Origin of the sequence: Anaerococcus sp. HMSC075B03 (genome assembly GCF_001815585.1) — a bacterium.
GTDB classification, from domain to species: domain Bacteria; phylum Bacillota; class Clostridia; order Tissierellales; family Peptoniphilaceae; genus Anaerococcus; species Anaerococcus vaginalis.
In genome coordinates this window covers 84566-97093 of the sequence record NZ_KV821162.1, presented here as the reverse complement: position 1 = coordinate 97093, position 12528 = coordinate 84566, and the positions used below count along the sequence as shown (strand labels likewise).

Annotated in this window: 15 protein-coding genes; all 15 read right to left on the bottom strand. The window is 25.2% G+C overall.

Annotated features, from left to right (window positions below):
- Positions 1-51: 51 nt before the first annotated feature.
- The 15 genes from HMPREF3045_RS00540 to HMPREF3045_RS00470 all read right to left on the bottom strand — a co-directional run bounded on the left by HMPREF3045_RS00540 (position 52) and on the right by HMPREF3045_RS00470 (position 12528).
- Entirely contained in the window at positions 52-759 is a 708-nt protein-coding gene (locus HMPREF3045_RS00540; RefSeq protein ID WP_070736712.1) for a hypothetical protein, read from the bottom strand.
- Between the two features lie 197 nt (positions 760-956).
- Positions 957-1700, bottom strand: a complete 744-nt coding sequence (locus HMPREF3045_RS00535; RefSeq protein ID WP_070605442.1) for an HAD family hydrolase — start codon at positions 1698-1700, stop codon at positions 957-959.
- Positions 1687-2034: a hypothetical protein gene (locus HMPREF3045_RS00530; RefSeq protein WP_004838759.1), complete on the bottom strand. Its 348-nt coding sequence runs from the start codon at positions 2032-2034 to the stop codon at positions 1687-1689. The genes HMPREF3045_RS00535 and HMPREF3045_RS00530 overlap by 14 nt, the downstream gene beginning before the upstream one ends.
- A 2-nt stretch (positions 2035-2036) precedes the next feature.
- Positions 2037-2519, bottom strand: coding sequence for a metallophosphoesterase family protein (locus tag HMPREF3045_RS00525; protein WP_070736711.1), 483 nt, complete (start codon positions 2517-2519; stop codon positions 2037-2039).
- Complete coding sequence (gene rdgB / locus HMPREF3045_RS00520) at positions 2497-3105, bottom strand: RdgB/HAM1 family non-canonical purine NTP pyrophosphatase (protein WP_070736710.1); 609 nt, start codon at positions 3103-3105, stop codon at positions 2497-2499. The genes HMPREF3045_RS00525 and rdgB overlap by 23 nt, the downstream gene beginning before the upstream one ends.
- A 58-nt stretch (positions 3106-3163) precedes the next feature.
- Entirely contained in the window at positions 3164-4639 is a 1476-nt protein-coding gene (locus HMPREF3045_RS00515) for a hypothetical protein (protein ID WP_070736709.1), read from the bottom strand.
- Positions 4636-6075: a sensor histidine kinase gene (locus HMPREF3045_RS00510; RefSeq protein WP_004838755.1), complete on the bottom strand. Its 1440-nt coding sequence runs from the start codon at positions 6073-6075 to the stop codon at positions 4636-4638. The genes HMPREF3045_RS00515 and HMPREF3045_RS00510 overlap by 4 nt, the downstream gene beginning before the upstream one ends.
- Complete coding sequence (locus tag HMPREF3045_RS00505) at positions 6066-6761, bottom strand: response regulator (RefSeq protein ID WP_070605428.1); 696 nt, start codon at positions 6759-6761, stop codon at positions 6066-6068. The genes HMPREF3045_RS00510 and HMPREF3045_RS00505 overlap by 10 nt, the downstream gene beginning before the upstream one ends.
- Positions 6754-7659: an ROK family protein gene (locus HMPREF3045_RS00500; protein ID WP_070736708.1), complete on the bottom strand. Its 906-nt coding sequence runs from the start codon at positions 7657-7659 to the stop codon at positions 6754-6756. The genes HMPREF3045_RS00505 and HMPREF3045_RS00500 overlap by 8 nt, the downstream gene beginning before the upstream one ends.
- A complete protein-coding gene (locus tag HMPREF3045_RS00495) occupies positions 7652-9280 on the bottom strand; it encodes a nucleoside kinase (RefSeq protein ID WP_070736707.1) in 1629 nt (542 codons plus the stop codon). The genes HMPREF3045_RS00500 and HMPREF3045_RS00495 overlap by 8 nt, the downstream gene beginning before the upstream one ends.
- On the bottom strand, positions 9261-10241 hold the full coding sequence (locus HMPREF3045_RS00490; RefSeq protein ID WP_070736706.1) for an RluA family pseudouridine synthase: 981 nt from the start codon (positions 10239-10241) through the stop codon (positions 9261-9263). The genes HMPREF3045_RS00495 and HMPREF3045_RS00490 overlap by 20 nt, the downstream gene beginning before the upstream one ends.
- Entirely contained in the window at positions 10222-10761 is a 540-nt protein-coding gene (locus tag HMPREF3045_RS00485) for a DUF6648 family protein (RefSeq protein ID WP_019117719.1), read from the bottom strand. The genes HMPREF3045_RS00490 and HMPREF3045_RS00485 overlap by 20 nt, the downstream gene beginning before the upstream one ends.
- Positions 10762-10797: 36 nt before the next feature.
- A complete protein-coding gene (locus tag HMPREF3045_RS00480; RefSeq protein ID WP_004838749.1) occupies positions 10798-11226 on the bottom strand; it encodes a hypothetical protein in 429 nt (142 codons plus the stop codon).
- Positions 11223-12179 carry a tRNA modification radical SAM protein MnmL/YtqA gene (locus tag HMPREF3045_RS00475; RefSeq protein ID WP_070736705.1) on the bottom strand — a complete coding sequence of 319 codons (957 nt, stop codon included), beginning with the start codon at positions 12177-12179 and terminating at the stop codon, positions 11223-11225. The genes HMPREF3045_RS00480 and HMPREF3045_RS00475 overlap by 4 nt, the downstream gene beginning before the upstream one ends.
- On the bottom strand, positions 12172-12528 hold the full coding sequence (locus tag HMPREF3045_RS00470) for a DUF1292 domain-containing protein (protein ID WP_070736704.1): 357 nt from the start codon (positions 12526-12528) through the stop codon (positions 12172-12174). Before HMPREF3045_RS00470 ends, HMPREF3045_RS00475 begins: the two co-directional genes overlap by 8 nt.

Here is a 12528-nt window from a genome sequence, read left to right as displayed (position 1 = left end):
ACTAACCTTTCTTAAACTTACAATTAAAAAAGGGCTAATTGCCCTTTTGTTTTAATGATACCTATTAATAACTTCTATACAAAGTCCCTTCCAATAATAATTAGCATAGACATCAATAGCTATATTGTAAAGTAGGCTTACTAATTTATCATTAATTTCTTGAGCCTGCTTTAATGTAATATCTTCGGTATAAATCATATCAATATCAAAAGCTAATTGCTTATTAGTGTTCACATCAAGATTTAAAACTTTTAACTTTAAATATGTATCAGAATATATTTTTACACTTTTTCTTATATTTGAAACCAAATCTTTATTGTCATAAATCTTTTTTATATAATTATTTTTCTCTTGATTAACATAAGGATTATCTTCTGTAAAAATTTCATTTTCTTCAAATAAAAAAACATCCCCATAATAGTTAATAGCAAGATACTCTAAATCATCAATTAATTTTTTATCTTTAAAAGCTTCATATTCACTTTTTAAAGTCAATAAAAATTCAAACCTGTCCAAATCATTTCCTATTGTTTTATCTAAGCTAATAATGATTTGATCTATATCAGACAGATACCAAAAATTCTTTTTCAAATTTTTTAATATGTATGGTTTTATGAAAAATTTATTTTTTTTATAATTTCTAAAATTTTTATTATCATATAATGACATCAATGTATTTAATGAAGATATATCTTCATTGATTAAATAATCATATTCAAGTTTTTCAATTATTGGTTTTTTTTCCGCACTTGATGTCATATTTCTTATCCCTCTTCTTAGTCTGTAAATAAATTTTAACATAAAATCAAATAAATTTATTTAAGTTTATTTACAGAAAAATAAAAATAGCTAAAACAAATGAATAATTTATGCAATATTTCCTAAATATTGTATAAATTAATTGTAAATTAGCTATTTAAAAAAATTCAATTTAATTTTATTCATTGAAAAATTTATTAAAATTGATGAAAATCTACATTCAAATCACTTAACAAAAAAGTATAGTTTACATCTTTTCTTTCAACATGAATTTTCGTTTTTTCTCTTAATTTTTTATTATTATATAATCTTTCTATAAGTTCATAGCTTGGATTTATAGCATGAGCATTTCCAACTTTTTCAAACATAGAAAAATCCCCATTAGTATCTCCATAAGCATGTGAATTTTCTAAGTCTATATTATATTTTTCTGTCAAAAAATCAATTGATTTTTTCTTATTTTTGCTATCCCACATTGGCAATATTTTGCCTGTAAATTTATCTTTATCATCAAAAATATATTTTGTTGCGATAGTATGGTCAGCTCCATAAATTTTTGCAAAATCTCTAACCAAAAAATCTGGAGAGCCTGAGATAACAAATATTTTATATCCCATTTTTTTGTGATATTCTAAGGCATTTTTTGTCACTCTATAAATTTTACTTTGATTATTTTCGATAACTTTTTTTGCATATATATTTATAGTTTTTTTATCTATTCCTTTTAAATTTTTTTGATAAAGCAATGATGCTTTATCAAGGTAATCTTCATAAGGACCTTTTCTATCTTGATATTTTTGATATAAGGGTTTCACATTTTCTTCCCAATTTTCCTTATCTAAAATTCCGTCTTTTGTCATCAAAAAATAATGTTCTATTAATAATGAATTTCTAAATAAGGTTCCATCTATATCAAAAAATGCTGCCTTATTTTTTTGCATTTTTTTTCACCTTTTTTTGCTGATTGCTATCTTCTTTTACACCATTAACCAAATCGATTATAATTGCAGCAAAAATTCCTATAAAGGCATTTGATAGTAAAATCACTCCTATCCACGCCAAATTAAGTCCTATTGCTGTTGTTAAATTTACAAAAGCTATAATTCCAATAGCCAATCCAACAATTCCTATTATAAAAGATGGGTAAAATTTTACAATTTTATCGTCATTATTTTTGCTTATAAAATATGTCAACCCTATTATCACTAATGCTAAGATTGGCAAAACAATAAGCTTTGATATATTATTTGCTACTAAAGTTATTAAACCTGCCATATTTATTCCTTTTTTAAATCTATTCTATTAAATTTTATTTTTTTATCATATTCTAAAATTACAAATCCAGCCTTATTATCTCTTGGAAGAGTCGGAGAACCTGGATTTAGTAAATATAAGTTAAAATCTTTTAAATATTCAAAAAAATAAGCGTGAGTGTGACCAAAAATTACAATATTACAATCATAATCTAGGGCTTTTTGAAGAAGCTTTTTTTTAGAAAAATAGACTCCTTCTTTGTGACCATGAACTAACAAGATATTATTATCTCCTAGAGGTATTATTTGTTCAAATGAATTTTTATAATCTCCATAATCATTATTCCCCTTAACTGTTATATAATTTATACCAGTGATTTTTGAAATATTATAAGCATCACTGGTATAATCTCCAGCGTGTATCATAAAATCTACATGATTTTTTTTAATAAAATTCACTATAGAATGATAATCTCCATGAGTATCACTTGTTACTAATATCCTCATTAAATTCTTCTTTCAACAAAAATTTTTTAAATTTTCCTAAAGCCAAGGACCTATGACTATATAAATTCTTTTCTTCATCAGTCATTTGACCAAATGTTTTATCCAATTCTTTAACTTTAAAAATTTGATCATAGCCAAAGTCCTTATCGCCATATTCTTTTTTGCTTATTTCTCCATTTATTTGGCCATCAAAATAATAATCTTTTCCTTTATCATCTATAAAGCAAACTGTAGTTTTAAAATAAGCATCTCTATTTTCACAATTTTTTAATTCTTCTAATAGTTTATCTCTATTGTCTTTATATGTTGGATTATCTCCAGCATATCTATGAGAATAAACACCTGGTCTTAAATCTAGTGATTTTACAAATAAACCTGTATCATCAGCAAGTGTTGGTATTTTTAAAATTTCATACAGAGTTTTTGCTTTTTTATAAGCATTTTCTTTTAATGTTTCTCCATCTTCCTCAACTTCAAAATTATCTATATTATAATCTTTAGTCGTATATATTTTTATATTTTCCCCTAAAATTTCTTTAATTTCTCTAATCTTATCTTTGTTAGATGTTGCTAATACTATCTTCATATTCACCTCTTAATAAATCTTATCAAATATTTAAAAGCCAAGTCAATTATTTGTTTTATTAATGTATGATTATATTATTATCGCTGAATAATTTCTCCCATTTTTCAGCATACGAACCCAAACCTTGTTCAAACATAATAATATCTGTTGAATTTGATAGTTGAATTGAAAATTTAGGATTTGGATCTATTAGTCCATTTCTTACATTATAAAATAAAATTTCATCTGGAGTTTGTACAGCAACATATTGTCCATTAACTAGCTCAAAATAATCTTTGGCATGACTGTTAATATTTTTTATCATATCAACTGTTATGTCCTTTTTATTTTGTTCTAAAAGCTCTTCTGTTATTGCCATATCTATAGGAAATGACTTTTGTTCTAAATTTTCATCCTTTTTCATTTGATAAGAAGATTCCAATTGCCACAAACCAAAATTTCTTATAAAACCAAAATTTGTAAAATCGTAAGATATTTTATTATCATCAAGAGAGCCTACATTTTGACTAATTTGATCATAAACAACATTTTTAAATATATCCTTGCTCTTACTTTCTCCTGTAAATTCCTTAATTGTAAGAAAAGAATCATTTGATAACTGGTCAGTTTTTAACATAGCGTATTTATTTATTGGAAGTTTATCAGAAACTAAGGTGTAGTCAAAAGAAATATAATCTTCATCTACATAATTGATTTTTAAATCAATATCACTGTTTTCAAACTTATACTTATCCTTATTTTTTTTATCATTCATCTTGTTTTCTAATTTTATTGGATAAGCTAAAATATTATCGTATTTTTTATTTTTAGTATTTATTTCACATTTTAAACGCCAAAATTCTTCTTTTAAAGGGAAAAATATATGCTCAGCTTTTTCAATTCTCGCCATTTTATTTGGCTCAAGTCTTATACAATAAGTATAGTAATAATAATTTGGACTTGATGTATTATTATCTACTCTTTCCCTTACTCCTATTAATACACTTGTATCTTCTTCTACTTTTTCTCCAGTTTTTGTAGTAGTTCTTTCTTTTGACGCTCTCTTTGCATATTTTTTTATAACATTTCTTTTTACAGATTTATCGATTTTCTTTAAAATAACTGCGCAATCTTCTTGAATATAAAAGATTGTATCTTTGTCTAAAACAACAAAATCTCTAGAATACAATTGTCCTTGATTTGCTGATAAAATTTTTACATATGATTTTGATGATAAATCTAAATCTAAAGACCTACTTTCTAAATATGATTTTAAATTTACATATTTTGTAGAAAATTTTGGTGGATAAGCATAATCATCATTTAAAGCTACTAAATTTTTATCAATATATAATTTGTCATTTATTTTTACATTTGATAAATCAGTTGTGCCTGATGACTTTTTTATTTCGCTTACTTGCCATGTTCCTTTTAAAATTGGATCTTCTACTTTTGGAGCTTCAATTAATTCTGTTACATCTTCAGGTCTTCCAAAACTACAAGCAGTTAAAACAAAAAGAAATATTAATAGTATTAATTTTTTAAATTTTTTCATACTTTAGCCCTCGGTAAAACTACAATGACAGAAGTCCCAACTGTATATTTACTTTTTATTACAAGTTTTCCATCATGTGCTTTTACTATCTCTTCACAAATAGATAAGCCCAATCCAGTTTGGCTTTTTGATGAAGAACCTTTGAAAAATTTACTAGAAACAAAAGAAATTTCATCTTCTTTAATTCCTTCTCCATCATCTTTAACTTCAATATTTACATTTTCGTCTTCTTTGCTTATAAAAATATCAATATGCCCATCTTTTGGAGTAAATTTCATGGCATTGTCAATAATATTTATAAAGACTTCTTTCATTCTATTTTTATCACAATTAACAATAATTTCTTCGTAAGCAGTTTTAAAATCAAAATTTATTTTTTCATTTAAACTTCTAGGATAAAGTTGTTGATAAACTTCTTTTGCAATCTCAACAATATTAAGATCTTCTTTTTCATATTGAAAAGATGTAGAAGATAATCTTGAAAAGTTAAGAAGATCTTCTACCATAAGCGACAATCTTTCTCCCTCATTTTCAATTATAGTTAATCCTTGATTTAGCATATCTTCATTTTTTTGAATTTCTTTTGCTTGTAAAGTTATTGCCCAACCTTTAATAGAAGTAAGTGGAGTTCTAAGCTCATGTGAAACAGAAGATATAAATTCATTTTTCATATCTTCTCTTTTAACTATATTTTCACTCATATAATTAAGAGTTTGCCCTAGTTCGGAAATTTCATTTTTTCCATCTTCACTTGCTTTTACTTTAAAATCTCCCTGAGCTAATTTTTCTCCAACCTTTGTCAAATTTTTAATTGGTACAATCCATCTTTTTGATGCATAAAAAGAAACCACCAGCGCAAAAAGAAAAATTGTAAAGCCAAAAAATAAAAATATAATCATTTGATTATTTACATTTTCTTTTACCTTTGCAGTAGAAGAAATTAGCCTTATAATACCAATTTGTTTTTGGTTATCGCTTAATGGATATGAAAGAGCTATAACTTCTTCTCCTGTTTTTTTATTTATTATTTTTTGGTAAGAATATTCCCCTTTATTTGCATTGATAACATCAGTAGATTTTATTTTTGTACCAATTTTTGAAGAGCCAAGTGAATCAAATAAAACATTGGAAGAATTATCTAAGATTTGAACTTGGCTAACATTATTTCTATAAAAAGAATTTTTATCTCCAATTACAATCTCAGAAAGATCGTATCTTGACAAATAATTTGAATATAAAACCTGATTGTATTTTGCTTGATTAAGCATAGCTCCAACAAGTGCAGATTCATAATAATTAGTAATTGACCTATATGAAAAAATTTCAAATCCTACAACAACTAAAGTTACAAAAATCATTATTATTTTCATAATACTAAAAATTATGCTATTAAAATTTATTTTAAATAATGATTTTTTCTTTTTTTCTATCTCCATCTATAACCTGTTCCCCAAACTGTTTCTATATACTCGGGTCTTGCTGGATTTTCTTCAATTTTTGCTCTAATTCTTCTTATATTTACATCTACGATTTTTGTATCTGTGCTATAATTATCGCCCCAAGTATCTTTCATTATTTCCATTCTACTCATTGCCTTACCTTTATTTAAAATAAAGTTTTTTAATATTGTAAACTCAGTTGGTGTAACATCAATTTCTATATTATTTTTATAAAAATTTCTAGCATACAAATCTAATTTGAATACACCATCTTCAAGAACATTTTCGTTTTTTTCTTCTTTTTCTACATCAATAAATTTAACTCTTCTCATCAAAGATTTGACTCTTAAAATTAGCTCTTGAGGATTGAATGGTTTTATAATGTAATCATCACAGCCTCTTTCAAGACCTAAAATTTTATCAATATCCTGACTTTTTGCAGATACCATAATTATGCCAACTTTTGGATATTTTTTTCTTATGCTATCGCACACTTCATAGCCACTAATTCCTGGTAGCATTATATCTAAAATACAAACCAAAGGTTCTTCTTCATCTGCTAATCTCAATGCTTCTTCTCCACTACCAGCCTCAATAATATTAAATCCTGCATACTCAAGATTTATTTTCATAAATTGTCTGATATGTTCTTCATCATCGCAAATTAAAATTTTATCACTCATTTTTTAACCTTTCCATTGCAATTCTTCCTGCACCAATAACACCAGCTTCATTTAAAAATTTAGCTGATTTGATTTCAATTTTATCAGATAAATGGCAATATTTTTTGAAATTTTCCAAAACTTCATTCCACCAAAAATCTTTAGAATTTATTACTCCACCACCAACAATTATTAATTGAGGATCAAAAATATTTCTCAAGCTTGTTAAAAACCAAGCCAAATCGCTTGTAAATCTTTCAATGACTTTTTTTGCATTTTCATCATCATCATCATTAGCAAGTTTAAATATTTCTTCCCCATTTAATTCATTTCTTGTTAATTCTTCATAATGTCTTACAATAGCGGTTCCAGAACAATAACTTTCTGCACAACCACTTTGTCCACATGTACAATATTCTCCATCAGGATGTAAAATTATATGTCCAAGCTCTGCTCCTTGAAAATTACTTCCAGATAATAATCCCATTTTTTCATTATAAACAGCTCCGCCAAGTCCTGTTCCAATTGTAATCATAACTATATCATTATAACCTTTACCAGCTCCTAGCCATTTTTCACAAACCAAAGCTATATTTGCATCATTTTCTACAAATACAGGAAGTCCTGATATTTTTTCAAGTTCTTTTTTTAAATTAAGACCTGTCCAACCATCTATGTTTCCTGCAAAAGTAACTATTCCATTTTCTGAATCTATAAAACCAGGTGTTCCAACACCAATAGCTTCAATTTCATCAGTTTTTAAAAACTCTATAATTTTTGAAATATTTTCTAAAACTTTATCTTTTCCTTCTCTAGCACAAGTTTCAAGTCTATAAGTTTTTAAAATTTCTCCATTTTCATCAATTACAGCACCTTGGATTTTTGTTCCACCTATATCAAGTCCTATTGTTTTAGTCATTATCTTCTCCTATAAATTCTCTAAGTATTGAGTGATCGTCAATTATTTTTGTATTTTCAATTTCTACAAAATATGACAAAATATTTTCAAGCCTATCAACCATATAATAATATTTAGAATTCTTTGAAACTTGTTTGAAACATTCTATGGCGTATTTTTTTAGTGCATTATATTCATATATAAGTGATGAATCAACATAAAAATCTGCCCTATTTTGATAAGGGAAAATATATTTTTGCTCTCCTAATTTTACCTTATCCCAAGATTTTAAAGTTTCCAAAGTATCATATCCTCTGTACTTGTTGTCTCTAACTATTCTTCTTATAAGTCTCGTTTCAGTTGATGAAATTCTATTTGTTGAGTCTATATTTATACCTGTTAAAACTGAAACATAAATTTTGTATTTATTTTTTTCTGGTATATAGTCAGTAAGTTTTGGATTTAGAGCATGAATTCCTTCTATTATCAAAATCGTATTATCTTTCATTTTTATTTTTTTATTTGATAAGGTTCTAATTCCTTTTATAAAATTAAATGAAGGTAAAATAACTTCTTTGCCCTCTAAAAGATCTAATAAATCTTCATTTAAACTATGTAGATCTATTGCATCAATACTTTCAAAATCCTTATTTCCATTTTCATCTAAGGGCGTTTTATTTCTATCTACAAAATAATCATCAGTTGAAATTACATATGCATCTTTTCCCAATACCGCAAGCTGAATTGCTAATTTTTTTGCAGTAGTTGTCTTTCCTGATGAGGAAGGCCCTGCAAGCATAACTATATTCATATTATTTGCAATAATATCTTTGGCACATTTATTTAACTGATTATTATAATATGTTTCATTAACATTAACCAAGCTTTCAATTTTATCATTTATTACTAATTCATTTAAGTCGCTTGCAAAATTAATCCCCAGTAAATTTGTCCATCTTTTTGATCTTTCATATATTTTTGGTATATTAATTTGCTCTTTAAAATCTAATAACTTTGAATTTTCAGATTTTTTATAATTTATTAAAATTCCTGGATGATAATAAATTATATCAAAATCTTCTATCCAAGATGATTTTGGGCATAAATAATTAGTAAAAAAATAAAATTTATCTTTTACGTCGTATATATTTATTTCATTTAAATCTAAACTATTTAATAAATTGTACTTATCTAAGTCATCATTTTCTTTAAAGATTTTAAGAGCATCGGTTTTTTTGTAAGTTTTTTTAACAATTGGAAAATCTTCTTTTATTAGATTTTCCATCTCTTTTTTTATTTTTTCTATATCTTTATGTAAGATTTTAAAATTTTCAACTGATAAGTATAAGCAATTATTTACAGAATATTCTATATTAACTTTTTTGTTTTTATAAATTTTTTCTATTGCAAGCATACAAATCAAAGCTATGGTAGATTCATAGGATAAATTTGCTATGTGAGTATATTTTTTTATTAAATCTATTTTTTCATCTTGAAAAATTTTATAATTAAGATCTACAATTTTTCCATTCACATTTGCTAAAACATAATCTTTAAAATTATTTGGGTATTTTTCTTTTATAATTTCATATAAAAATTTTTTATTTGTTTTTAAAAACTCATCATTTAATAAGATTTCCATAGAAGACTTCCTCTTTTAGGTCATTAATTTTTCCTACTTGTCTTGAAATAAATATTTTTTTATCTAGATATGATAAATTATCAATAAAATCAAATTCTAATTTGTAGGCTAATAGAGCTTGATTATTAAGATTTATTTTTTTATAATCTATATTTGATTTACTATATTTTCTATCGCCAATAATTGGTGTAGAATTTTTATTTAATGAATATCTAATTTGATGGGTTTTTCCAGTAATAAGCTTACACTCTAGTAGCGTAAAATTATTTTTTGTTTCTAGAGGATGAAATTTTGTAATAATCCTTTTTCCATCTTCTTTTTCTTTTACCATGTTTTTATTTTCATTTTTTGAAATTCTAGTATCAATTTCAAAATCTTTATGAATTTCTCCTTCAACTATAGTAAGGTAATATTTATTTATCTTTCCTTGACGAATTGCTTTGTTAAGACTTCTAAGTGCTTTTGCATTTTTTGCTCCAATAATAAGTCCTGCAGTATTTCTATCAAGTCTATTTACTATACTTGGTTTAAAAGTTAAATCTCTACTGTTTACCTTGTTTGTTTTATATAAATATGAAGTCATCTGATCTACTATATTATTTCCATAATCATTTTTATTGGCAGCATGAGATAATACTCCAGATTTTTTGTCAATTATAATAATATTTTCATCTTCATATATTATATCAAGGTCAAAATCACTAGCTTTGAATTCTTTTTTTCTAACCCATTTTTTATAATCTTCATCTTTAATGTACATTGTAATAATATCGCCATTTTTGACGAAATCATCTTTTTTTGCTCTTTTATCATTTATTTTAAAATTTTTCTTTCTAATATTTTTTTGAATAAGTGATAAGGGAGCATTTTGTAAATATTTTCTTAAAAATCTGTCAAATCTTTGATTTGCATCATTTTCATTAATTTTAACTTCTATCATATTAATATGATTTATTAACATAGGAATCAATCATAGATATTTTTGCTTCATCCAAAAAACATTCTCTCTCTTTTAATTTTTGAAGAAGATTTTTATTTTTTGAATGCAGTATCAACTTATCAAAATCTTTTAGATATATCTCAAATATTTCACCTGTTAATCTTTTTGATTTTAATTTTATGAAATAAGCTTCTATATCCTTATAATCTATCAATTCAAGCAATTTTTCTGTTGCTAAATCTTTTAAATAATAATAATTTTCCCTATTGTTTATTTCTTGTTGATATTTTTTCTTTTTTCTAGAAATAAAAGTAAGAGCCATTTGATTAGATCTTTTTGCCATTATATTGTAATACTGATAATTATATACAGCTTCTAAAACAGAAGAAATATTTGAAAATGGTTTTAAATCGAGCTTTACCAAATATCTATAATTTAATTCTAAAAATTCATCTTTTCCAATTTTTTGATTAGTTAATAAATCAATGCTTTCCTTTCTCCATTTATTGAAAGATTCTAATTTTTTTACTTCATCTAACATAATATCAAAAAACCGTCTCTTAGAGACGGCTTAAATTTAATCTAATAATTTTGTTTCGTGAATTTCTGCATCAAGAGATTCAGGTATATCACTTGACTTACAATCTAGGCCAAGATAAACATCTACATTACATTCATTTGAAAGTTTAGTTAAGTCATCTGAAAGTTTCTCAATATTTTCACTATTAATATCAATTATATCGTAGATACCATCAATATAAATTTTTCCAATATCATAATCTCTTGCTAATATTCCAGCTATAAATCCTCTAAAAGATTCTACAGAATCTATAAAAAAGTTTGAGGCATCAATTAGTCTTACAGAATGGTCAAGTGAATAAATTTGTTCATTATCACTATCAACAAATACTATATTTGTGTTTCCTTTACCTTTTTCATCATTAGCTTGGTCTATTAACCATTTTGTTTTTCCACTTCCTGATGGTCCTAATACTAAATAAATCATTTCATCTCTCCCTTTAATTTTTTATATTCTTTTTGGCAACTCATATCGCCTTGAAAAATATTATTTTCGTTCATATAATCTATAATTTCATCTCTAATCATCCACCATGAACAGTTCCAATTACAAAAAACGGAATCTTCTTTAGGTGCTCTTCCTACAAGTCTTTGTATTGCTATATCCTTATTAATATATCTCAAAAACAAAATAACATTTTTTTGATAATCTTCTTTTGAGGGCATTTTAAATTCATTGTTTTGATACATTTTTTCAAGTTTTGTATTTTTTATTACAAACAAGGAATGAATTTTAACCTCTTTTACTCTAAGTACATTAATAATCCTAGCAGTTTCAATTATATCTTCATCATCATCCCAAGGAAGTGATAAGATAACATGAGTACAAATCCTAAATCCATATTCATTTATCATATTGCAAGCTTTTATAAAGTCAGCTAAATCTTCACATCTATTAAGAATCTTTAGAGTTTTATAATTTGCAGTTTGTAAACCCAATTCTATGATTATATCAATCCCTGTTTTTTTTGAAAAATCACTTAAAAAATCTAATTTTTTATAAGTTATACAATCACTTCTAGTTGATATTGATATAGCTACAATATATTCTTTGTTGCAAGCTTCAATAATATTTTTGAATTTTTCGAACTCTACATAAGTATTTGAAAAGTTTTGAAAATAAGCTATGAACTTTTTTGCTTTATATCTACTACCTATATAATTTTTATTTATCTCTAATTGCCTATCAACTGTCAAAAATGAAGGTAAGTTTTCAAAACTTCCCCCACTTTCCGAGCAAAAAATACATCCTTTTGTACTTTTTTCTCCATCCCTGTTTGGACAAGATAAAGATAATTTTACAGGTAGTTTATATACCTTTTGTCCATATTCTAATTTGTAATATTCTGATATAGGAAAATATGGTAAATCCCTATTCATTTAAATCACTATCTTCTAAATCACTTTCGTATTCACTTACAATCTCATCAATTGTATCGTAATCCCAATAATGTGAAAATAAATGATATATTTCATCAAGTTTATCTTCATCTTCTAAAGAATTTAATTTGATTTCTCCGCTTTCTTCATCCTCTAATTCATACAAGAGAATAATAAGTTCGCTGTTTTCAGAATCAACTAAGGCTATATAATCAACGCCATCTACAGAAAATATATCAATTAAATAACATTGTCTTGGATTCTCATCCAATTGCAATTCAATTATTGCTTTTCCTTCATTTTTTTCAAACTCAATTTCATGATTATGAATTTCTAATTTTTTTGACAT

Bases quoted from the DNA above. Each gene is read 5' to 3' on its own strand.
- HMPREF3045_RS00540 (WP_070736712.1), bottom strand. From the start codon at position 759: ATGACATCAAGTGCGGAAAAAAAACCAATAATTGAAAAACTTGAATAT.
- HMPREF3045_RS00535 (WP_070605442.1), bottom strand. From the start codon at position 1,700: ATGCAAAAAAATAAGGCAGCATTTTTTGATATAGATGGAACCTTATTT.
- HMPREF3045_RS00530 (WP_004838759.1), bottom strand. From the start codon at position 2,034: ATGGCAGGTTTAATAACTTTAGTAGCAAATAATATATCAAAGCTTATT.
- HMPREF3045_RS00525 (WP_070736711.1), bottom strand. From the start codon at position 2,519: ATGAGGATATTAGTAACAAGTGATACTCATGGAGATTATCATTCTATA.
- rdgB (WP_070736710.1), bottom strand. From the start codon at position 3,105: ATGAAGATAGTATTAGCAACATCTAACAAAGATAAGATTAGAGAAATT.
- HMPREF3045_RS00515 (WP_070736709.1), bottom strand. From the start codon at position 4,639: ATGAAAAAATTTAAAAAATTAATACTATTAATATTTCTTTTTGTTTTA.
- HMPREF3045_RS00510 (WP_004838755.1), bottom strand. From the start codon at position 6,075: ATGGAGATAGAAAAAAAGAAAAAATCATTATTTAAAATAAATTTTAAT.
- HMPREF3045_RS00505 (WP_070605428.1), bottom strand. From the start codon at position 6,761: ATGAGTGATAAAATTTTAATTTGCGATGATGAAGAACATATCAGACAA.
- HMPREF3045_RS00500 (WP_070736708.1), bottom strand. From the start codon at position 7,659: ATGACTAAAACAATAGGACTTGATATAGGTGGAACAAAAATCCAAGGT.
- HMPREF3045_RS00495 (WP_070736707.1), bottom strand. From the start codon at position 9,280: ATGGAAATCTTATTAAATGATGAGTTTTTAAAAACAAATAAAAAATTT.
- HMPREF3045_RS00490 (WP_070736706.1), bottom strand. From the start codon at position 10,241: ATGTTAATAAATCATATTAATATGATAGAAGTTAAAATTAATGAAAAT.
- HMPREF3045_RS00485 (WP_019117719.1), bottom strand. From the start codon at position 10,761: ATGTTAGATGAAGTAAAAAAATTAGAATCTTTCAATAAATGGAGAAAG.
- HMPREF3045_RS00480 (WP_004838749.1), bottom strand. From the start codon at position 11,226: ATGATTTATTTAGTATTAGGACCATCAGGAAGTGGAAAAACAAAATGG.
- HMPREF3045_RS00475 (WP_070736705.1), bottom strand. From the start codon at position 12,179: ATGAATAGGGATTTACCATATTTTCCTATATCAGAATATTACAAATTA.
- HMPREF3045_RS00470 (WP_070736704.1), bottom strand. From the start codon at position 12,528: ATGTCAAAAAAATTAGAAATTCATAATCATGAAATTGAGTTTGAAAAA.